The organism is Xylophilus rhododendri (assembly GCF_009906855.1).
In the GTDB taxonomy this organism is placed as follows: domain Bacteria; phylum Pseudomonadota; class Gammaproteobacteria; order Burkholderiales; family Burkholderiaceae_C; genus Xylophilus; species Xylophilus rhododendri.
In genome coordinates this window covers 5,656,201-5,675,605 of record NZ_CP047650.1, presented here as the reverse complement: position 1 = coordinate 5,675,605, position 19,405 = coordinate 5,656,201, and the positions used below count along the sequence as shown (strand labels likewise).

22 protein-coding genes and 1 tRNA gene are annotated in these 19,405 nt (G+C 65.4%); all 23 read right to left on the bottom strand.

Going from position 1 to position 19,405, the window contains the following annotated elements; genetic code table 11:
* Nucleotides 1–62: 62 nt before the first annotated feature.
* Nucleotides 63–1,271, bottom strand: coding sequence for a PLP-dependent transferase (locus GT347_RS26285; RefSeq protein ID WP_160554997.1), 1,209 nt, complete (start codon nt 1,269–1,271; stop codon nt 63–65).
* A gap of 48 nt (nt 1,272–1,319) precedes the next feature.
* A complete protein-coding gene (locus GT347_RS26280) occupies nt 1,320–1,802 on the bottom strand; it encodes a BON domain-containing protein (RefSeq protein ID WP_160554996.1) in 483 nt (160 codons plus the stop codon).
* A 229-nt stretch (nt 1,803–2,031) separates the two neighbouring features.
* Nucleotides 2,032–2,229, bottom strand: a complete 198-nt coding sequence (locus GT347_RS26275) for a CsbD family protein (RefSeq protein WP_160554995.1) — start codon at nt 2,227–2,229, stop codon at nt 2,032–2,034.
* Nucleotides 2,230–2,390: 161 nt separating this feature from the next.
* Nucleotides 2,391–2,561, bottom strand: coding sequence for a hypothetical protein (locus tag GT347_RS26270; RefSeq protein WP_160554994.1), 171 nt, complete (start codon nt 2,559–2,561; stop codon nt 2,391–2,393).
* A 13-nt stretch (nt 2,562–2,574) separates the two neighbouring features.
* Nucleotides 2,575–3,051, bottom strand: coding sequence for a DUF1178 family protein (locus tag GT347_RS26265; RefSeq protein WP_160554993.1), 477 nt, complete (start codon nt 3,049–3,051; stop codon nt 2,575–2,577).
* Nucleotides 3,048–3,713: an NUDIX domain-containing protein gene (locus GT347_RS26260; protein WP_160554992.1), complete on the bottom strand. Its 666-nt coding sequence runs from the start codon at nt 3,711–3,713 to the stop codon at nt 3,048–3,050. Before GT347_RS26260 ends, GT347_RS26265 begins: the two co-directional genes overlap by 4 nt.
* Before the next feature lie 4 nt (nt 3,714–3,717).
* Nucleotides 3,718–4,023, bottom strand: a complete 306-nt coding sequence (locus GT347_RS26255) for a DUF2818 family protein (protein ID WP_160554991.1) — start codon at nt 4,021–4,023, stop codon at nt 3,718–3,720.
* Between the two features lie 28 nt (nt 4,024–4,051).
* The gene (gene nuoN / locus GT347_RS26250; RefSeq protein ID WP_160554990.1) at nt 4,052–5,536 is read right to left on the bottom strand and encodes an NADH-quinone oxidoreductase subunit NuoN; all 1,485 of its coding nucleotides are present in this window, start codon (nt 5,534–5,536) and stop codon (nt 4,052–4,054) included.
* Between the two features lie 24 nt (nt 5,537–5,560).
* On the bottom strand, nt 5,561–7,036 hold the full coding sequence (locus GT347_RS26245; RefSeq protein ID WP_160554989.1) for an NADH-quinone oxidoreductase subunit M: 1,476 nt from the start codon (nt 7,034–7,036) through the stop codon (nt 5,561–5,563).
* 28 nt (nt 7,037–7,064) lie between these two features.
* Nucleotides 7,065–9,221 (bottom strand): NADH-quinone oxidoreductase subunit L, encoded by a 2,157-nt coding sequence (gene nuoL / locus GT347_RS26240; protein ID WP_160554988.1) that lies wholly within the window; start codon nt 9,219–9,221, stop codon nt 7,065–7,067.
* 21 nt (nt 9,222–9,242) lie between these two features.
* On the bottom strand, nt 9,243–9,551 hold the full coding sequence (nuoK, locus tag GT347_RS26235; protein ID WP_160554987.1) for an NADH-quinone oxidoreductase subunit NuoK: 309 nt from the start codon (nt 9,549–9,551) through the stop codon (nt 9,243–9,245).
* Nucleotides 9,548–10,189 (bottom strand): NADH-quinone oxidoreductase subunit J, encoded by a 642-nt coding sequence (locus GT347_RS26230; RefSeq protein ID WP_160554986.1) that lies wholly within the window; start codon nt 10,187–10,189, stop codon nt 9,548–9,550. Before GT347_RS26230 ends, nuoK begins: the two co-directional genes overlap by 4 nt.
* 31 nt (nt 10,190–10,220) lie before the next feature.
* On the bottom strand, nt 10,221–10,763 hold the full coding sequence (gene nuoI / locus GT347_RS26225) for an NADH-quinone oxidoreductase subunit NuoI (protein ID WP_160554985.1): 543 nt from the start codon (nt 10,761–10,763) through the stop codon (nt 10,221–10,223).
* 6 nt (nt 10,764–10,769) lie between these two features.
* Nucleotides 10,770–11,846, bottom strand: coding sequence for an NADH-quinone oxidoreductase subunit NuoH (nuoH, locus tag GT347_RS26220; protein ID WP_160554984.1), 1,077 nt, complete (start codon nt 11,844–11,846; stop codon nt 10,770–10,772).
* The gene (gene nuoG, locus GT347_RS26215; RefSeq protein ID WP_160554983.1) at nt 11,843–13,996 is read right to left on the bottom strand and encodes an NADH-quinone oxidoreductase subunit NuoG; all 2,154 of its coding nucleotides are present in this window, start codon (nt 13,994–13,996) and stop codon (nt 11,843–11,845) included. The genes nuoH and nuoG overlap by 4 nt, the downstream gene beginning before the upstream one ends.
* A gap of 21 nt (nt 13,997–14,017) precedes the next feature.
* Nucleotides 14,018–15,373, bottom strand: coding sequence for an NADH-quinone oxidoreductase subunit NuoF (gene nuoF, locus GT347_RS26210; RefSeq protein WP_160554982.1), 1,356 nt, complete (start codon nt 15,371–15,373; stop codon nt 14,018–14,020).
* Entirely contained in the window at nt 15,370–15,900 is a 531-nt protein-coding gene (gene nuoE / locus GT347_RS26205; RefSeq protein WP_160554981.1) for an NADH-quinone oxidoreductase subunit NuoE, read from the bottom strand. The genes nuoF and nuoE overlap by 4 nt, the downstream gene beginning before the upstream one ends.
* Nucleotides 15,897–17,150 (bottom strand): NADH-quinone oxidoreductase subunit D, encoded by a 1,254-nt coding sequence (locus GT347_RS26200; RefSeq protein WP_160554980.1) that lies wholly within the window; start codon nt 17,148–17,150, stop codon nt 15,897–15,899. Before GT347_RS26200 ends, nuoE begins: the two co-directional genes overlap by 4 nt.
* Nucleotides 17,151–17,175: 25 nt before the next feature.
* The gene (locus tag GT347_RS26195; RefSeq protein WP_160554979.1) at nt 17,176–17,793 is read right to left on the bottom strand and encodes an NADH-quinone oxidoreductase subunit C; all 618 of its coding nucleotides are present in this window, start codon (nt 17,791–17,793) and stop codon (nt 17,176–17,178) included.
* Nucleotides 17,790–18,272, bottom strand: a complete 483-nt coding sequence (locus tag GT347_RS26190; protein ID WP_160554978.1) for a NuoB/complex I 20 kDa subunit family protein — start codon at nt 18,270–18,272, stop codon at nt 17,790–17,792. Before GT347_RS26190 ends, GT347_RS26195 begins: the two co-directional genes overlap by 4 nt.
* Nucleotides 18,273–18,305: 33 nt before the next feature.
* Nucleotides 18,306–18,665 (bottom strand): NADH-quinone oxidoreductase subunit A, encoded by a 360-nt coding sequence (locus tag GT347_RS26185; RefSeq protein WP_160554977.1) that lies wholly within the window; start codon nt 18,663–18,665, stop codon nt 18,306–18,308.
* A gap of 64 nt (nt 18,666–18,729) precedes the next feature.
* A tRNA-Leu gene (locus GT347_RS26180) sits at nt 18,730–18,814 on the bottom strand.
* Nucleotides 18,815–18,950: 136 nt separating this feature from the next.
* Nucleotides 18,951–19,382 (bottom strand): preprotein translocase subunit SecG, encoded by a 432-nt coding sequence (gene secG, locus GT347_RS26175; protein WP_160554976.1) that lies wholly within the window; start codon nt 19,380–19,382, stop codon nt 18,951–18,953.
* Nucleotides 19,383–19,405: the final 23 nt, after the last annotated feature.

Genomic DNA, 19,405 nt, shown 5'->3' with positions numbered 1-19,405 from the left:
AATCTCCTGGTGTGCATGCGGCACTGAAAAGAGCGCATGCGATGGTCTATAAGCGCTGCAAATCAGCGTTTGGGGGCCAGTGTAGCCAGCGCCTGGGCCAAATCCAAACGCAAGTCCTCCACCGACTCCAATCCGATGCACAGCCGGACCAGCGTGCCGGGGTGTGACCAGCGTGTGACGCCGGGGTCGCGCATGCCGGAAATATCGTAGGGAACGACCAGGCTGATCGGTCCGCCCCAGGAATAACCGATGCGGAACAGGCGCAGCGCATCGCAGAAGGCATGCACCTGGGCGCGGCTGAACGAGGGCTGGAACACCAGCGAGAAGATGCCGGCGGCGCGGTCGCGCGCGCCGCACAGGGCCTGCCAGTGCGCATGGCCGGGCGAGCCGGCCAGGGCCGGATGCAGGACGGCGGCAACTTCCGGGCGATCCGTCAGCCAGCCGGCCAGCACACGCGCGGCGGCATCCTGCGCGTCGTAGCGCAGCGCGATGCTGGGCAGCGAGCGCAGCACCGCTTCGGTGTCGTTGGCGCCCACGCCGATGCCCAGGCGCATGTGGGTCATCTTCAGGCGCATGTGCAGCGCCTCGTCACGGGTGACGATGCTGCCCATCAGCACATCGCCGCCACCGCTGGGGTATTTGGTGAGGGCGTGGATGGTGAGATCGACGCCCTGCCCTGCTTCGTCCAAGCGGAAGGGATCGAAGGCCAGGCCGGCGCCCCAGGTGTTGTCCAGCGCGCTCAGGACGCCGCGCGCCCGGCAGATGGCGGCCAGCCGGGGCAGGTCCGGGAATTCCATGGTGACCGAACCGGCCGCCTCCAGCCAGACCAGCCGGGTGCGCTCGGACAGCGCGGCCTCCAGCGAAGCCGGGTCCATGGCGTCGTAGAGACGCCAGCCGATGCCCAGGGCCTTGAGCTCCGCCTCGGCCAGTGCCTTGCTCGGGCCGTAGACGTTGTCCGGCAGCAGCACCTCGTCGCCGGCCTGCAGCAGCGACAGCGAGACGCAGGCGATCGCCGCCAGGCCACTCGGCACCAGCAGGCATTGCAGGCCGCCTTCCAGCGTGGCCAGGCGCTCTTCCAGGATGAAGGTGGTGGGGGTGCCGTGCAGGCCGTAGGTATAGCCAGACTTGTCGCGCCACTCACGCGCTTCCAGCGCGGCGACATTGGGAAAGAAGACGGTGGAAGCCTTGTGCACGCCGGGCTGCGGCGCATCGAAATCGGCCGGTGGCCGGTAGGGATGGTGGATGAGCGAGGTCGCGATATCGAGGGTCATGCAGCCATCGTACCCACGGACCGCAGGGCGGGTTCGAAACCGCTCTTGTCAGCCCGTCTTGACGACCAGCTGGTTGTCCACCGAGACGACACCCAGCACGCCGCGTGCGAGCTGGCCGGCGCGTTCACGGGCATCGGCCGAGGGCGCCGGGCCGCGCAGGATGACCGCGCCGTCCTTGGTATCCACATCGATCTTGATCGCGCTCAGGTCGGGGTCGCGGGCCAGGCCGGCGGAGACCTGTGCGGTGATGGCCGCATCGTCGATCACCTTGGCCGTCAGCGTGGCGGCGGCCTTGGCGCGTTGTTCGACCTTGGGACCGTCCTGATTCAGGCGGGTCTGGGCATCGCTGAGTGCCGTACGCGCCTCGGTACGCACATCGGCTGCGACATCCTTGGTCTTGTCGATGGCAGCATCCACCTTCTGGCCGACGGTGGTGGGCTCGGGGCTCTTCTGGCATCCGCTCATGGCCATTGCGATGGCCGACAGGGCGATAGCCGAGGCGCAGGTGCGCAAGGACATTCTGGAAATCATGCTCGTCTCTCCTCAAGACCTCCTGCCCCGTGGCAGGTTCAAGATGGCCGGGCCTCTCGCCTGGCGGTCGGATGTTCCGACCTGCGCTGCGGACTGCCTTCGTTCTTATTACGCGTGACGATGACAAAACCCCGAAGCGGGGCACGGCTCATCACCGTGCGGCTTTCGGGGTTCGTCGGTCGGGGGCGGCTACGCCCTCGCTACCGATGCACATGGTGCAGACTCTGAATCAGAGCTTGTCGACGGCCTTCTTGGCGCCGTCCTTGAGGTTTTCCTTGGCATCGCCATAGCTGGCCTGTGCCTTGCCGGCGGTCTTGTCGGCCATGCCCTCGCCTTGCAGGCGCTCGTTGCCGACGGCCTTGCCGGCGACTTCCTTGATGGTGCCCTTGGCTTGTTCGACGCGGCCCTTGACTTGATGCTCGTTCATGACAATTCCTCTTCAGTGGTTAGGCAGCGGCTGATGTGCCTGCTGTTGAATTCACTGTAGAAAGCTCGCCGGTGCGCATGGGTGGGAGCCCGCTGATGATGGCGTAGGACAAGCGGAAGGACGCGGGAGAGCGTGATCCCTCCCTCACCGGCCAGGCCGCGTCAGGCCTTGCGTTTGCGCTCGGCGGCCCGGCGTACCTGCCGGCTGGCGGCGGGCAGCGACGCCTGGCGCTTGCGGGCCTGCCGGCGCTCGATCGCCCGGCGCACATAACGGCTGACCAGGGCCGTCACCACCAGGCAGACCAATGCCACCACCACGCCTTGCCATTGCATCGTTCAGTCTCTCTTACTGCAAGGTTTCTTTGAGGGCGTCGGGTACCGGCAGGACGGCGATGCCCTCCTCCACCAGCTCACGGGCCTCACGGCTCGTGGCCTGGCCGCGGATGCCGCGTTCCTCGGCTTCACCGTGATGGATGCGACGGGCCTCGTCGGCGAAACGGGTGCCCACGTCCTCCGCACTGGCGACCGCCGCGCGGGCTGCACGCCAGAGGGCGGCACGCAGCTGCTCTTCCTGCGGCGAGGGAGCCGGTGCCGCGGGTGCCACGGTAGCCGGGGCTGGGTCCGCGACCTTTGCTTCATCGATACCGGCGCGGGCGCCGGACAGGTTCAGCCGGGGCGCGGAAGGCATCTTGGCGATCTGCGTATCGCCGCAGACCGGACAGGCCACCAACCCGCGGCCGAGCTGGTCGCGGAACTCATCCTCGGAGCCGAACCAGCCCTCGAAGTTGTGCCGGCCGCCGCACTGCAGGTCGAGCACCTTCATACGGCGCCCACAGAGCCGCGCACGGGCTTGCGGGTTTCCTCGGCATCGCAGGCCTCGGCAGAACGCCAGCTCAGCGGCCAGGCGCCGGACAGCACGTTCTGCAGCCACAGCATGCAGCTCATGGTCTTGGCATCGGTGATGCGGCCGTCGCGGCACCAGGTGAACAACTCTTCGGGCGATGCCAGGAAGACATCGAGGAACTCGCCCTCGTCGAGCTTGCGTTCTCCGGGCGTCAGGCCGCGTGCGAACCAGATGTCGATGAACTCGTTGCAGTAGGAGATGACCGGATGCATCAGGCCGGCACGCGCCCATTCGCCGGCGGTGTAGCCGGTCTCTTCCAGCAGCTCGCGGCGGGCGCAGTCGAAGATGCGTTCGCCGGCATCGAGCTTGCCGGCCGGGAATTCGATCACCACCTGCTCGATGGGATAGCGGTACTGGCGCTCCAGCACCAGCTTCAGGCCTTCGGGTGTTTCCACGAGGGGAATGACCACCACGGCGCCGGGATGGATCAGGTATTCGCGGGTGGAGGTACGGCCATCCGGCAAGGCAACCGTGTCGCGCCACACTTCGAGGAATTTGCCCTGCAGCAGCTTCTCGCCTGAGATGCGGCGCTCTGCCAGATGGGAGTCGTCGCCCGTTGCGGGCGTGCCCTGCGAAGCCATCGCCTCAGCCCTTGCGGCGCAGCAGGTAGCGCCAGATGAAGCCGGGAAAGGCGAAGGTCAAAAAGAGCGCGCCGGTGACCGCATAGAACTCCCAGCCCTGCGGTGCGATCTGCCCGGCCCGGTCTTCCAGGAACAGGCCGACCGCTCCGGCCACGAAGTACAGCAGCACCAGCTCGCCGATGCGCGCCAGCCCGGGCTTGTCGCCCCGCTTCAGCGCGACCACACCCAGCAGGCGCTCCGAAACGAAAGGCAGGTTGGCGGCCAGCAGGCCCACCAATAGCACCAGCCAGACGGAAAAATGCGTTGCCATCCGGAAAGATTCCAGCCGCTCGCGCGGCTCAGGAACCCAGGGTGCGCAAGATGGCGTCGGCGCAGAGCTTCATCAGCGCGCTGGGCAGCAGGCCCAGCACCAGCACCAGGGCGCCATTGACGGCCAGCACCACCCGCACATCGGCAGGCGCGGCGGCCAGCACCGGCAGCTTGGGCGCGTCGAAGTACATGACCTTGACGATCCGGATGTAGTAGAACGCGCCGATCAGCGACAGCACCACCGCGAACACAGCCAGGCCGATGTAGAGCGGCAGGCCGGTGGTGATCAGCGCCTGCAGCACCGACAGCTTGGCGTAGAAGCCCACCAGCGGCGGCAGGCCGGCCAGCGAGAACATGCACACCGACAGCACGGCGGCAGCCAGCGGGCTGCGCTGGCCGAGGCCCGCCAGGTCGGAGATCTCTTCGCTCTCGAAGCCTTCCTTGGCCAGCATCAGGATGACACCGAAGGAGGCCAGCGTGGTCAGCACGTAGGTGACCATGTAGAACATGGCCGAGCTGTAGGCGTTGTAGGCCGACGAGGCATTGCCGCCGATCACACCCGACATCAGGCCGAGCAGCACGAAGCCCATCTGCGAGATAGTCGAATAGGCCAGCAGGCGCTTGAAGTTGCTCTGCGCGATGGCGGCGAAGTTGCCCACCACCAGCGATATTACCGCCATCACCGCCAGCATCTGCTGCCAGTCGAAGGCCAGGGGCAGCAGGCCCTCGACCAGGAGGCGCATCAGCATGGCGAAGGCCGCCAGCTTGGTGGCGCCGCCGATGATCAGCGTGACGGCGGTCGGTGCGCCCTGGTAGACGTCCGGCACCCACATGTGGAAAGGTGCGGCGCCCAGCTTGAAGGCCAGGCCGGCGACGATGAAGACCAGGCCGAAGACCAGCACCTGGTGGCGGATCTGGCCGGAAGACACGGCCTTGATCACCTGGCCGATGTCCAGCGAGCCGGTCGCGCCGTACAGCATGGACATGCCGTAGAGCAGGAAACCGCTGGCCATGGCGCCGAGCACGAAGTACTTCATCGCGGCCTCGGTGGCCGTGCCGTCGTCGCGGCGCAGCGCCACCAGGGCGTAGCTCGAAAGCGTCAGCAGTTCCAGGCCCAGGTAGATTACCAGGAAGTTGTTGCCCGAGGTCATGACGAACATGCCCAGCAGCGCGAACATGCCCAGGGTGAACAGCTCGCCGCCGCGGGTCATCTCACGGTCGGCCGCGTAAGGACGGCCATAGACCAGCGTCACCATCATGGCGATGCCGGAGAAGCACTTGAGCCAGTTGCCCATGGGGTCGCTGACCACCATGTTCGAGAAGCCGTAGTGCGTTTCGGTGCTTGCCGCCTGCACGCCCGCGATGAGCGAGGCGGCGCCGATGGCCAGCAGCGTCAGCACATAGGTGAGCGTGCGGTGCTTGTGGGTGACCCGCAGATCGACCAGCGCGATCACGCAGGCCGCCACGAGCAGCAGGATTTCCGGGTACAGGGTGGCCCAGCCGAAGGATTCCATAACGTCAGTCTTTTATTCGTTCGGTCAGCGCAGCTTGGACTGGGCAACGTGTTGCAGCAGGTTCTGCACCGATGCATCCATCACGTCGGTGAAGGGCTTGGGATACAGGCCCATGTAGAGCGTGGCGATGGCCAGCAGCGCCATGATCAGGAACTCACGCGCGCCGATATCGCTGAGTTCCTCCACATGGTGGTTGCCCACCGGGCCGAGGTAGACCCGCTTGTACATCCACAGGGTGTAGGCCGCGCCCAGGATCAGCGCGGTGGCCGACAGCAGGCCGATCCAGAAGTTGAACTTGACCGCGGCCAGGATCACCATCCACTCGCCCACGAAACCGGCGGTGCCCGGCAGGCCGCAGTTGGCCATGGCGAACAGCAGCGCGAAGGCGGCGAAACGGGGCATCTTGTTGACCACGCCGCCGTAGGCCGAGATGTCACGCGAGTGCACCCGGTCGTACAGCACGCCGATCGACAGGAACATCGCGGCGGAGACGAAGCCGTGGGCGATCATCTGGACGATGCCGCCGGCCATGCCGAGGTCGTTGAAGATGAAGAAGCCCAGGGTCACGAAGCCCATGTGCGCCACCGATGAATACGCCACCAGCTTCTTCATGTCCTTCTGCACCATCGCGACCAGGCCCACGTAGACCACCGCGATGATCGAGAAGGTGATCAGCAGCCAAGCCCACTTGTGGGCGGCGTCGGGCGCGATCGGCAGCGAGAAACGCAGGAAGCCGTAGGCACCCAGCTTCAGCATGATCGCGGCCAGCACGGCGGAGCCGCCGGTGGGCGCTTCCACGTGCACGTCGGGCAGCCAGGTGTGCACCGGCCACATCGGCACCTTCACCGCGAAGGCGGCGAGGAAGGCGAAGAAGATCAGCGTCTGCGCCGTCATCGACAGCGGCAGCTTGTGCCAGGTGGCGATGTCGAAGCTGCCGCCCGAGGCGATGTACAGGTAGATCAGCGCGACCAGCGTCAGCAGCGAGCCGAGCAGCGTGTACAGGAAGAACTTGAAGGCCGCGTAGATCTTGTTCGGGCCGCCCCAGATGCCGATGATCAGGTACATCGGGATCAGCGTGGCTTCGAAGAAGACGTAGAACAGGATGCCGTCGAGCGAGGAGAACACGCCGATCATCAGGCCCGACAGGATCAGGAAGGCACCCATGTACTGGTGCACCCGGTCGGTGATGACCTCCCAGGCGGCGATCACCACGATCACCGTGATGAAGGCCGTCAGCGGCACGAACCACATCGACAGGCCATCCACGCCCAGGTGGTAGTGGATGTTGAAGCGTTCGACCCAGTCATGCCGTTCGACGAACTGCATCGCGGCGGTGCCGGTGCGGAAACCGAAGACCACCGGCAGCGTGACCAGGAACGCGATCAGCGAACCGGCCAGCGCCAGCCAGCGCACCAGGTTCTGCTGGCCCTGGCGGCCCAGCAGCAGAGAGAGAGCACCGAATGCGATCGGTGTCCAGATGGCGAGACTCAACCAGCCCATTTTTATCGTTTTCCTTGTGGTAACCGGATCAGCGGAACAGCGCCATGAACTGGTCGTGCCACACGAAGTACGTGAGCAGGACGAAGATGCCGACGATCATCATCAACGCGTAGTGGAAGAGATAGCCGGACTGCAGCTGGCGGATCGCGCCGGCTGCACGGGCGACCAGCTTCCACGAGCCGTTGACGATGGCGCCGTCGATGACGGCCTGGTCGCCGCCCTTCCACAGGCCGGTGCCCAGGCAGCGGGCGCCGCGGGCGATGACGTTTTCGTTGAACCAGTCGAGGTAGTACTTGTTCTCGAACAGCACGTAGATCGGGTTGAAAGTGCGCTTGATCGCGGCAGGCCACTCGGGCTTGACCATGTAGAACACATAGGACATCACCACACCTGCCAGTGCCAGCCAGAACGGCGCGCTGGTGAAGGCATGCAGGCCCATGGCGACGGCGCCGTGGAAGGCCTCGCCCAGTTCGGCCATGGCCGGGTGCCTGGCTTCGTCGATGAAGATCACGCCCTTGAAGAAGTCGCCGAACAGCATTGGGCCGATGCCGATGAAGCCGATGATCACCGAGGGGATGGCCAACAGGATCAGCGGCACGGTGACGACCCAGGGCGACTCGTGCGGCTTGCCGCCGTGATCGTGGTGGCCGTGGTCTTCCTCTTCGTGCGCCGCCGAAATGGTGGCCTCATGGTGCACATGGCCGTCCCCGGCTTCTGCGGCGTTGTGGCCGTGACCGTGGCCGTCATCATGGCCGTGCGCGGCATGATCGTCATGGCCATGGCCGTGCGCATCCGGGTTCTGGTCGTAGCGTTCCTTGCCGTGGAAGACCAGGAAGTACATGCGGAACGAGTAGAAGGCAGTGACGAACACGCCGGCCAGCACCGCGAAGCTGGCGAAGCCGGCCGCGGGCAGATGGCTTTCGTGCACCGCCTCGATGATGCTGTCCTTCGAGTAGAAGCCGGCGAAGAACGGCGTGCCGATCAGGGCCAGCGAGCCCAGCAGCGAGGTGATCCAGGTGATGGGCATGTACTTGCGCACGCCGCCCATCCAGCGGATGTCCTGGTTGTGGTGCATGCCCATGATGACCGAGCCGGCACCCAGGAACAGCAGGGCCTTGAAGAAGGCGTGCGTCATCAGGTGGAACACGGCCACCGAGTAGGCCGAGGCGCCCAGGGCCACCGTCATGTAGCCGAGCTGGGACAGCGTGGAGTACGCCACCACCCGCTTGATGTCGTTCTGGATGATGCCCAGGAAACCCATGAACAGCGCGGTGATGGAACCGATGATCAGGATGAAGTTGAGCGCCGTGTCGGACAACTCGAACAGCGGCGACATGCGGCTGACCATGAAGATGCCGGCCGTCACCATGGTGGCGGCGTGGATCAGCGCGGAGATGGGCGTCGGGCCTTCCATCGAGTCCGGCAGCCACACATGCAGCGGGAACTGGGCCGACTTGCCCATCGCGCCGATGAACAGGCAGATGCAGATCACGGTGATCAGCATCCAGCCGGTACCGGGGAAGGTGAGCTTCGACAGCTCTTCTGCCTTGGCGAAGATCTCGCCGTAGTGCAGCGTGCCGGTGTAGGCGGCGATCAGGCCGATGCCCAGGATGAAGCCGAAGTCGCCGACCCGGTTGACCAGGAAGGCCTTCATGTTGGCGAAGATGGCCGTCTGGCGGGTGTACCAGAAGCCGATCAGCAGGTACGACACCAGGCCGACCGCTTCCCAGCCGAAGAACAGCTGCAGCAGGTTGTTGCTCATCACCAGCATCAGCATGGAGAAGGTGAAGAGCGAGATGTAGGAGAAGAAGCGGTCGTAGCCCTCGTCCTCGGCCATGTAGCCCACCGTGTAGAGGTGGACCATCAGCGAGACGAAGGTCACCACGCACATCATCATGGCGGTGAGGCTGTCGATCAGGAAGCCGACCTCCATCTTCAGGCCGCCGATGTTCATCCATTCGTAGATGGTGGCGTCGAAGCGGGCGCCGTCCACCAGCACGTCGCGCAGCGTGAACGCCGACAGCACGAAGGCGATGAACACCCCGAGGATGGTCAGCGTGTGGCTGGCCTTGCGGCCGATGGCGTTGCCGCCGAACAGCGTGCCGGGAATGCCGGCGAGCAAGGCGCCGGCCAGGGGTGCCAGCGGGATCGCCAGCAGTGTGGATGCGGAGAGGGTTGCACTCATCGTGATTCTTCTTCTGGTCCCTTAGCCCTTGAGCGAATTCAACTCATCCACCGCGATGCTGGAGCGGTTGCGGAACAGCAGCACCAGGATGGCCAGGCCGATGGCCGACTCGGCGGCGGCCACGGTGAGGATGAAGAACACGAAGACCTGGCCGTGCATGTCGTTCAGGTAATGCGAGAAGGCCACGAAGTTCATGTTGACCGCCAGCAGCATCAGTTCGATGGCCATCAGCAGCACGATGATGTTCTTGCGGTTCAGGAAGATGCCGATCACCGACAGCGCGAAGAGCATGGCGCCCAGCGCCAGGAAATGTCCGAGGGTGAGGGTCATGCCTTGGTCTCCACGGGGGCGGCGGGTGCGGCGGCCGGTGCCGGGCGGGTGGCGGCGACCTTGACGACCGACAGGCGGTCGGAGGCGCGCACGCGGATCTGCTCGGACGGGTCGATCGCCTTGGTGTCCTTGCGGCGGCGCAGCGTGAGTGCGATGGCGGCGATCATGGCCACCACCAGGATCACGGCGGCGATCTCCAGCGGATACAGGTATTGCGTGTAGAGCAGGTAGCCCAGCGCCTGGGTGTTGGACACCGCGACGGTGCCCGGCGCAGCCGCCACCGGCGTGCTGACACGGAAGCCGCCCAGCAGCACGTAGGCCATTTCCAGCGCGATCACCACGCCGACCACCGCGGCCAGCGGGAAGTGCTTCCAGAAGCCCTGGCGCAGGCCGTCCATGTTCAGGTTGATCATCATCACCACGAACAGGAACAGCACCATCACGGCACCGAGATAGACCAGCACCAGGGTGATGGCCAGGAACTCCGCCTGCAGGATCAGCCAGATGGCCGAGGCCTGCGAGAAGGCCAGCATGAGGTAGAGCACCGCATGCACGGGATTGCGTGCGGTGATCACGCGAAACGCGGCAAACAGCAGCGCCAGCGAGAAGAGGTAGAAAAAGCCGGTGGTGACGTCCATGGTCATTCTTGTGATGGTGTCGCTCGGGCGCTCAGCGGTACTTGGCGTCCGCCGTCTTGGCCGCGGTGATTTCCTTGGCGTAGCGGTCGCCCACGGCCAGGAGCATGTCCTTGGTGAAGTACAGGTCGCCGCGCTTCTCGCCGTGGTATTCCAGGATCTGCGTCTCGACGATGGAGTCCACCGGGCAGCTCTCTTCGCAGAAGCCGCAGAAGATGCACTTGGTCAGGTCGATGTCGTAGCGGCTGGTGCGGCGGCTGCCGTCCTCGCGCACTTCGGACTCGATGGTGATGGCGACCGCCGGGCAAACGGCCTCGCACAGCTTGCAGGCGATGCAGCGCTCTTCGCCGTTGTCGTAGCGGCGCAGGGCGTGCAGGCCGCGGAAGCGCGGAGACAGCGGTGTCTTCTCTTCCGGAAACTGCACCGTGATCTTGCGGCGGAAGGTGTAGCGGCCGGTCAGGGCCATGCCCTTGAGCAGCTCCACCAGCATGAAGCTCTTGAAGAAGTCGCGCAGCGAGAAGCCTGTGGAGGCGTTCGCGGCGGACGACGTGGACGGGGATGTTGCGACGGCAGTCATCGTGTATTACTTCCAGATGTTCCAGGACGTCTGCATCCAGCCGCCGACGATGAGCAGCCACACCAGCGTCACCGGAATGAAGATCTTCCAGCCCAGACGCATGATCTGGTCGTAGCGGAAGCGCGGGAAGGTGCCGCGGATCCAGATGAAGGTGGAGAGCACGAGGAAGGTCTTGGCGGCGAGCCAGATCCAGCCCGGGATGAAGTCCAGGAAACCGACCGGCGAGAGCCAGCCGCCCAGGAACATCAGCACCGCCAGGATGGAGACCAGCCACATGCTGGCGTATTCGGCCAGGAAGAAGATGGCGAAGCCCATGCCCGAGTACTCGACCATGTGGCCGGCCACGATCTCGGCCTCGCCTTCGACCACGTCGAAAGGATGGCGGTTGGTTTCGGCCACGCCGGAGATCAGGTAGACCACGAAGATGGGCAGCAGGGGCAGCCAGTTCCAGGACAGGAAGCCGATGCCGCGCTCGGCGAACATGCCCTTGGCCTGCGAGGCCACCACGTCGCCCAGGTTCAGCGAGCCGGTGATCATGATGACCACCACCAGGCAGAAGCCCATGGCGATTTCGTAGCTCACCATCTGTGCCGAGGCGCGCAGCGCGCCCAGGAAGGCGTACTTCGAGTTGGAGGCCCAGCCGGCGATGATCACGCCGTACACCTCGATCGAGGTGATCGCCATGATCAGCAGCAGGCCGGCGTTCACATTGGCCAGCACCACATCGGGGCCGAAGGGAATCGCCACCCAGGCGGCCAGCGCCGGCATGATGGCCATGACCGGGCCCAGGCGGAACAGGCCGCCCGACGCGGCGGTCGGGTTGATCAGTTCCTTGGTCAGCAGCTTGACCGCGTCGGCGATCGGCTGCAGCAGGCCGAAGGGACCGACCCGGTTGGGGCCGTGGCGCACCTGGATCCAGCCGAGGAACTTGCGCTCCCACAGCGTGGCGTAGGCGACGGCGCCGAGCACCGGCAGCAGCACGCAGATGATCTTGATCAGGTTCCAGAGAACCGGCCAGACGATGGCGCTCCACCAGCTGGCCGCGACCAGTCCGAGGCCGCCGTTGTAGATGCTGTCGATCATGCTGCCACGCCTTCTTCGGTGGTCGAGACGGCGGGCGCCGCGGCCAGGCGCGCATCCGCGGTGAGCTGCAGGGACACGGCGCGGCGCACCATCCCGTCGAGCTGGTAGATGGAAGCGACGACCGGCGCGGCCGTCGTGCCGCTGGCGCTGCCGGCGGCCACGGATGTGGCGTTGGACAGGCGCTCGGCCGGCAGATGGGTCGCGTCAGCCGCGATGCCGCCACGGGCCTGCTTCAGCACGTCCTGCGAGGACTCGAAGTCGAAGCCCGCCAGGCCCAGCAGGTTGGCGATCACGCGGATCACCTTCCAGGCCGGACGCGCGTCACCGCGCGGCTTGACCACGGCGTGGAAACTCTGGATGCGGCCTTCGGCGTTGACGAAGCTGCCCGAGGTTTCGGTGAAGGGCGCGATCGGCAGCAGCACGTCGGCGATGTCGAGGTTGGCCTTGAAGGGGCTCAGGCTGATCACCATCTCTGCATTTGCGAGGGCCTTGCCGGAGACTGCCGTGTCGAGGCCGGGTTCCACGTCGAGCAGGATGGCGGCCTTGAGGCCACCGTTCAGCATCGCCGCGGCATCCAGGCCGCCCTGCACCGGCAGCGCGCCGACGTACTGGGCGCCGACGGTGTTGCCGGCTTCGGTGAGGAAACCGACGCTGGCGCCGGTGTGCTCGCCGATGAAGTTGGCCAGGGCCAGCAGCTGCGAAGCGTGGCCGTGGTGGGCGACGGCGTTGCCCAGCAGGATGGCCTTGCGCTCGCCGCCGGTGAGCGATGCGGCGATGGCCTTGGTGGCGTCGTCGGCATCGATGGCCAGGGGCGCTTGCACGCCCTTCTCTGCCGCGATGGCGGCGGCGACGCCGCCCAGCGCGTTCAGCCACAGGTCGTATGAAGCATCGACCGAGGTGGCCAACGGAATCGCCCAGCCCGAAGCGCCCTTGCCGATGGCATGCACGCTGGCACCCTTGCGGGCGGCCTGGCGGATGCGCTGGGCGAACAGGGGGTGGTCCTTGCGCAGGTTGGAACCCACGACCAGCACACGCTGCAGCGAGGACAACTCGGCGATGGGCATGCCCAGCCAGCGGACCGCGCCAGTCGGTGCTGCCGTGAAGTCGGCATTACGCAGGCGGTAGTCGATGTTGTCGCTGCCCAGGCCGCGCACCAGGGAGCTGGCCAGCTGCAGCTCTTCGAGCGTGCTGTGCGGGCTGACCAGCGCGCCGATGGAGGCCGCGCCGTGGTCGGCCAAGATCCCCCGCAGGCCGTTGGCCACGTATTCGAGGGCGGTCTGCCAGTCGACGGACTTCCACTCGCCGCCCTGCTTGAGCATGGGTTGCGTGAGGCGTTCGTCGCCGTTCAGCGACTCGTAGGAGAAGCGGTCGCGGTCGGCGATCCAGCATTCGTTGACGGCCTCGTTCTCCAGGGGCAGCACCCGCATGACCTGGTTGTTCTTGACCTGCACGATCAGGTTGGCACCGGTGGAATCGTGCGGGCTGACCGACTTGCGGCGCGACAACTCCCAGGTGCGGGCGCTGTAGCGGAAGGGCTTGCTGGTGAGCGCGCCGACCGGGCAGATGTCGATCATGTTGCCCGACAGTTCGGAGTCGACCGTGTCGCCCATCACCGTGGTGATCTCGGAATGTTCGCCGCGGTGGATCATGCCCAGCTCCATCGCGCCGGCCACTTCCTGGCCGAAACGCACGCAGCGGGTGCAGTGGATGCAGCGGCTCATCTCTTCCATGGAGATCAGCGGGCCGACGTCCTTGTGGAAGACGACGCGCTTTTCCTCGGCGTAGCGCGAGGCGGAGCCGCCGTAGCCCACGGCCAGGTCCTGCAGCTGGCATTCGCCGCCCTGGTCGCAGATGGGGCAGTCCAGCGGGTGGTTGATGAGCAGGAACTCCATCACCGATTGCTGGGCCTTGATCGCCTTGTCGCTCTTGGTGCGCACGATCATGCCGTTGGTCACCGGCGTGGCGCAGGCGGGCATCGGCTTGGGCGCCTTCTCCACTTCCACCAGGCACATGCGGCAGTTGGCCGCGATGGACAGCTTCTTGTGGTAGCAGAAGTGAGGGATGTAGGTGCCGGCCTTTTCGGCGGCATGCATCACCATGCAGCCTTCGGCGACTTCGACCTTCTGGCCGTCGAGTTGGATTTCAACCATGTCTTGTGTACTCGCGGTCGTTCAGGCGTGAGCCGTGCCGGAGTTCTTCCTCTGCTGGATCAGCGCCTCGAATTCGGGGCGGAAGTGCTTGATCATGGCGCGCACCGGCATGGCCGCCGCGTCGCCGAGGGCGCAGATGGTGCGCCCCTGGATGTTGTCGGCCAGCGAGTTGAGCAGGTCGAGGTCGCCCTCGCGGCCGTGCTCGTTCATGATGCGGTCGATGACACGCCACATCCAGCCGGTGCCTTCGCGGCAGGGCGTGCACTGGCCGCAGGACTCGTGCATGTAGAAGTACGAGAGGCGCAGCAGCGATTCGACCATGTCGCGCGAGTCGTCCATCACGATGACGGCGCCCGAGCCCAGCATGGAGCCGGCCTTGGCGATGGAGTCGTAGTCCATCGTGCACTGCATCATCACGTCGGCCGGCAGCACCGGCGAGGACGAGCCGCCGGGGATCACGGCCTTGAGCGTGCGGCCCTTGCGCACGCCGCCGGCCAGCTCCAGCAGCTTGGAGAACGGGGTGCCCAGCGGGATCTCGTAATTGCCCGGCAGCTCCACGTCGCCCGAGATCGAGAAGATCTTGGTGCCGCCGTTGTTGGGCTTGCCGCAGGCCAGGTAGGCCGCGCCGCCGTTGCGGATGATCCAGGGGACGGCCGCGAAGGTCTCGGTGTTGTTGATCGTGGTCGGCTTGCCGTAGAGGCCGAAGCTTGCCGGGAACGGCGGCTTGAAGCGCGGCTGGCCCTTCTTGCCTTCGAGCGACTCCAGCAGCGCGGTTTCCTCGCCGCAGATGTAGGCGCCGAAGCCGTGGTGCGCATGCAGCTGGAAGCTGAACTTGCTGCCCAGCAGCTGGTCGCCCAGGTAGCCGGCCGCCCTCGCCTCTTCCAGCGCTTCCTCGAAGCGTTCGTAGACCTGGAAGATCTCGCCGTGGATGTAGTTGTAGCCCACACTGATGCCCATCGCGAAGGCGGCGATGATCATGCCTTCGATGACGATGTGCGGGTTGAACATCAGGATGTCGCGGTCCTTGCAGGTCCCCGGCTCGCCTTCGTCCGAATTGCAGACCAGGTACTTCTGGCCCGGGAAGGCGCGCGGCATGAAGCTCCACTTCAGGCCGGTCGGGAAACCCGCGCCGCCGCGGCCGCGCAGGGCCGATTCCTTCATGGTGGCGATGACCTGGTCCTGCGTCAGCGGCTCGGCGCCGTCGGCACCCAGCAGGATCTTGCGCAGGGCCGCATAGCCGCCGCGCGCTTCGTAGTCTTTCAGGCGCCAGTTGGTGCCGTCGAGATCCTTGTAGATCTGCGGCTCGATGTGGCGGTCGTGGAAACAGGTCTGGACACCCGTGGCCTGGAACTGCGAGAGGACTTGTTCGGCATTCATGCGGACGCTCCCTTCAGGCCGTCGATCAGCTGGTCGAGCTTTTCCTCGCTCATGAAGCTGCACATGGTGCGGTCGTTGACCAGCATCACCGGCGAATCGGCGCAGGCGCCCAGGCATTCGCTCTGCTGCAGCGTGAACAGGCCGTCGGCCGTGGTCTCACCCATGGTGATGCCCAGCTTCTTTTCCAGGTGGTGCAGCGCCTTCTGGCCGTCGCGCAGCTGGCACGGGAGGTTGGTGCAGACGTTCAGCTTGTACTTGCCCAGCGGACGCTGGTTGTACATGTTGTAGAAGGTGGTGACCTCGTGCACGGCGATCTCGGCCATGCCGAGCAGCTCGGCGATCACCGCTTCGCTGGCCTGGCTGACGTAGCCCTGCTCCTGCTGGGCGATGGCCAGGCAGGCCATGACGGCCGACTGGCGCATCTCGTAGGGGTACTTGGCGACTTCCTTGTCGAAACGCGCCAGGGCCTGGGCCGACAGCGGCAGGGCTGGCGTTTCGGAAGGGGTGCTTGCGTGGTGTGCGCTCATCGGTCGATCTCCCCGAAAACGATGTCCAGCGTCCCGATGACCGCGACGGCGTCGGCGATCATGTGGCCGCGTGTCATCTCGTCGAGGGCCGCGAGATGCACGAAGCCCGGGGGACGGATCTTCAGGCGGTAGGGCTTGTTGGCGCCGTCGCTCATCAGGTAGATGCCGAATTCGCCCTTGGGGTGTTCCACCGCTGCGTAGGCTTCGCCTTCGGGCACGTGGAAACCTTCGGTGAAGAGCTTGAAGTGGTGGATCAGCTCTTCCATGTTGGCCTTCATCGACTCACGGTCGGGCGGAGCGACCTTGTGGTTGTCGGTGATGACGGGGCCCGGGTTGGCCTTCAGCCACTTCACGCACTGGGCGATGATGCGGTTGGACTGGCGCAGCTCTTCCATGCGGACGAGATAGCGGTCGTAGCAGTCGCCGGTCTTGCCGACGGGGATGTCGAACTCGACCTTGTCGTAGGCGTCGTAGGGCTGCGTCTTGCGCAGGTCCCAGGCGATGCCGGAGCCGCGCAGCATGGGGCCGGTCAGGCCCAGATTCAGCGCGCGCTGCGGGTCCATCACGCCGATGCCGACGGTGCGCTGCTTCCAGATGCGGTTGTCGGTCAGCAGCGTGTGGTATTCGTCGCAGTTGTGGTCGAAGCGCTTGGTGAAGTCTTCGATGAAGTCCAGCAGCGAACCCTGGCGGTTCTCGTTCATGCGAGCGAGGGCGCGGGCGTTCTTCAGCTTGCTGACCGTGTACTGCGGCATCTCGTCCGGCAGGTCGCGGTAGACGCCGCCCGGACGGAAGTACGCTGCGTGCATGCGCGCGCCGGAGACGGCCTCGTACATGTCGAACAGGTCTTCGCGTTCACGGAAGGCGTAGATCAGGATGGTGGAGCTGCCGCAGTCGTTGCCGTGCGAGCCGAGCCACATCAGGTGGTTCAGCATGCGGGTGATCTCGCTGAACATCACGCGGATGTACTGGGCGCGGATCGGCACGTCGAGGCCGAGCAGCTTCTCGATGGCCAGGCAGTAGGCGTGCTCGTTGCACATCATCGAGACGTAGTCCAGCCGGTCCATATAGGGCAGCGACTGGATGAAGGTCTTGTGCTCGGCCAGCTTCTCGGTGGCGCGGTGCAGCAGGCCGATGTGGGGATCGGCGCGCTGGACGACTTCGCCGTCTAGCTCCAGCACCAGGCGCAGCACGCCGTGGGCTGCCGGATGCTGCGGACCGAAGTTCAGGGTGTAGTTCTTGATTTCTGCCATGTCGGATATTCCGGGCGCACCGCGCTCAGTGCAGCCCGCCGCCGTAGTTGTCTTCGCGCAGGATGCGGGGCGTGACCTCGCGCGGCTCGATGGAAACCGGCTGGTAGACCACACGCTGCATCTCGGCGTCGTAACGCATCTCGACGTGGCCGGACAGCGGGAAGTCCTTGCGGAAGGGATGGCCGATGAAGCCGTAGTCGGTCAGGATGCGACGCAGGTCCTCGTGGCCGTCGTAGACGATGCCGTAGAGGTCGAAGGCCTCGCGCTCGAACCAGTTGGCCGAGCTCCAGATGTGGTTGACGGACGCCACGACCGGGAAGTCGTCGTCCGGGCAGAAGACCTTCACGCGCAGGCGCTGGTTCAGGCTCACCGACAGCAGGTGGGCGACCGAGGCGAAACGCAGGCCTTCGTACTGGCCGTCGCGGTAGGTGGAGTAGTCCACGCCGCAGATGTCGATCAGCTGTTCGAAGCGGCAGCCGGGCGCATCGCGCAGCAGCTGCATGGCTTCGAGGTAGTGCTCGGCATGGACGATGGCCGTCACCTCGCCCAGGCGCACTTCGACGCGGCGGGCCTTGTCGCCGAGGGCGGCGACGACGGTTTCTTTCAGCGCCTCGGGGGCGACTGCATAGGATTCGGCGGTCATACGCGGGCGATGGTGTTGGTGCGGCGCACCTTCTGCTGCAACTGGATGATCCCGTAGATCAGCGCTTCGGCGGTCGGCGGGCAGCCGGGCACGTAGACATCGACCGGCACGATGCGGTCGCAGCCGCGCACCACCGAGTAGCTGTAGTGGTAGTAGCCGCCGCCGTTGGCGCAGGACCCCATCGACAGCACCCAGCGCGGCTCGGCCATCTGGTCGTAGACCTTGCGCAGCGCCGGCGCCATCTTGTTGCACAGGGTGCCGGCGACGATCATCAGATCGGACTGCCGGGGGCTGGCGCGGAACACTTCCGCGCCGAAACGGCCGATGTCGTAGCGCGCCGCGGCGGCATGCATCATCTCGACCGCGCAGCAGGCCAGACCGAAGGTCATGGGCCACAGCGAGCCGGTCTTGGCCCAATTCACTACCGAGTCGTAGGAGGTGGTGATGAACCCCTCCTTCAGGACGCCTTCAATTGCCATGGCTAGTACTCCTTGCCTGCCGAACGCTCGCGCTTATTCCCAGTCCAGGGCGCCTTTTTTCCATTCGTAGGCGAAGCCCACGACGAGGATGCCCAGGAAGATCACGGCGGCCCAGAAGCCGGTCGCGCCGATGGTCTTCAACGCCACCGCCCAGGGGAAGAGGAAGGCGATTTCGAGGTCGAACAGGATGAAAAGAATCGCGACGAGGTAATACCGTACGTCGAATTGCATGCGGGCATCTTCGAAGGCTTCGAAGCCGCACTCATAAGGGGAGTTTTTCTGTGCGTCGGGCCGGTTGGGGCCGAGCAAATAACCAAGAGCCTGCGGTGCTACTCCGACACCGATACCGACCAGGATGAACAGGAGGACGGGGAGGTACTGACTGAGGTTCATCTGGGGCTTGCCTTGCGCTACTCGGTACAGGCACCGCACCGGGGGATGCGGGCCTGTCTTTGTATGGTGCCGTCGGCGAGACTCGAACTCGCACAGCTTTCGCCACTACCCCCTCAAGATAGCGTGTCTACCAATTTCACCACGACGGCTTGTTATCTTTGTTCGGATGGCATGAGGACCGTTGTTAACGGTTTGTGGCTTTCCGAACAGACTCACATTCTACCCTCTAAACATCCGGGTTTTTACCCTCGAAGCAGAGATTTTCAGCAAGTCTTATAGAAGTGTTCAGGGTGCTTTGGGCGCCGGAGCGGGCGCTGGCACATTGGCCGAGCCCGATGCCGCCGGTGCCGCCGCGCCCTTGGCCGCGGGCGTGTTGCCGGGGATCTGCGAGGCCGGGCCGGTGTCGACGGGTGCGGCGGGGGCCGTGACGGGCGCCGTGTTCAGCGCGCGGTCGAGCACGCTGTTGGAGCCTTCCACACGCAGGTTGCCGAAGTAGGCCAGTGCCAGCGTGCAGACGAAGAACACGACGGCCGCGACGGCCGTGCTGCGCGACAGGAAGTTGGCGCTGCCGCTGGCGCCGAACAGGCTGCCGGCGCTGCCGCTGCCGAAGGCCGCGCCCATGTCGGCGCCCTTGCCGTGCTGCACCAGGATCAGGCCGATCATGGTCAGGGCGGAGAGGATCTGGATGATCAGGATCAGGTTGTGGACGATGGTCATATCAGGCTGGAGGTAAGAGAGTG

Excerpts from the sequence above, each read along its gene's own strand:
- GT347_RS26285 (WP_160554997.1), bottom strand. The coding sequence starts at position 1,271 with ATGACCCTCGATATCGCGACCTCGCTCATCCACCATCCCTACCGGCCA.
- GT347_RS26280 (WP_160554996.1), bottom strand. The coding sequence starts at position 1,802 with ATGATTTCCAGAATGTCCTTGCGCACCTGCGCCTCGGCTATCGCCCTG.
- GT347_RS26275 (WP_160554995.1), bottom strand. The coding sequence starts at position 2,229 with ATGAACGAGCATCAAGTCAAGGGCCGCGTCGAACAAGCCAAGGGCACC.
- GT347_RS26270 (WP_160554994.1), bottom strand. The coding sequence starts at position 2,561 with ATGCAATGGCAAGGCGTGGTGGTGGCATTGGTCTGCCTGGTGGTGACG.
- GT347_RS26265 (WP_160554993.1), bottom strand. The coding sequence starts at position 3,051 with ATGAAGGTGCTCGACCTGCAGTGCGGCGGCCGGCACAACTTCGAGGGC.
- GT347_RS26260 (WP_160554992.1), bottom strand. The coding sequence starts at position 3,713 with ATGGCTTCGCAGGGCACGCCCGCAACGGGCGACGACTCCCATCTGGCA.
- GT347_RS26255 (WP_160554991.1), bottom strand. The coding sequence starts at position 4,023 with ATGGCAACGCATTTTTCCGTCTGGCTGGTGCTATTGGTGGGCCTGCTG.
- nuoN (WP_160554990.1), bottom strand. The coding sequence starts at position 5,536 with ATGGAATCCTTCGGCTGGGCCACCCTGTACCCGGAAATCCTGCTGCTC.
- GT347_RS26245 (WP_160554989.1), bottom strand. The coding sequence starts at position 7,036 with ATGGGCTGGTTGAGTCTCGCCATCTGGACACCGATCGCATTCGGTGCT.
- nuoL (WP_160554988.1), bottom strand. The coding sequence starts at position 9,221 with ATGAGTGCAACCCTCTCCGCATCCACACTGCTGGCGATCCCGCTGGCA.
- nuoK (WP_160554987.1), bottom strand. The coding sequence starts at position 9,551 with ATGACCCTCACCCTCGGACATTTCCTGGCGCTGGGCGCCATGCTCTTC.
- GT347_RS26230 (WP_160554986.1), bottom strand. The coding sequence starts at position 10,189 with ATGGACGTCACCACCGGCTTTTTCTACCTCTTCTCGCTGGCGCTGCTG.
- nuoI (WP_160554985.1), bottom strand. The coding sequence starts at position 10,763 with ATGACTGCCGTCGCAACATCCCCGTCCACGTCGTCCGCCGCGAACGCC.
- nuoH (WP_160554984.1), bottom strand. The coding sequence starts at position 11,846 with ATGATCGACAGCATCTACAACGGCGGCCTCGGACTGGTCGCGGCCAGC.
- nuoG (WP_160554983.1), bottom strand. The coding sequence starts at position 13,996 with ATGGTTGAAATCCAACTCGACGGCCAGAAGGTCGAAGTCGCCGAAGGC.
- nuoF (WP_160554982.1), bottom strand. The coding sequence starts at position 15,373 with ATGAATGCCGAACAAGTCCTCTCGCAGTTCCAGGCCACGGGTGTCCAG.
- nuoE (WP_160554981.1), bottom strand. The coding sequence starts at position 15,900 with ATGAGCGCACACCACGCAAGCACCCCTTCCGAAACGCCAGCCCTGCCG.
- GT347_RS26200 (WP_160554980.1), bottom strand. The coding sequence starts at position 17,150 with ATGGCAGAAATCAAGAACTACACCCTGAACTTCGGTCCGCAGCATCCG.
- GT347_RS26195 (WP_160554979.1), bottom strand. The coding sequence starts at position 17,793 with ATGACCGCCGAATCCTATGCAGTCGCCCCCGAGGCGCTGAAAGAAACC.
- GT347_RS26190 (WP_160554978.1), bottom strand. The coding sequence starts at position 18,272 with ATGGCAATTGAAGGCGTCCTGAAGGAGGGGTTCATCACCACCTCCTAC.
- GT347_RS26185 (WP_160554977.1), bottom strand. The coding sequence starts at position 18,665 with ATGAACCTCAGTCAGTACCTCCCCGTCCTCCTGTTCATCCTGGTCGGT.
- secG (WP_160554976.1), bottom strand. The coding sequence starts at position 19,382 with ATGACCATCGTCCACAACCTGATCCTGATCATCCAGATCCTCTCCGCC.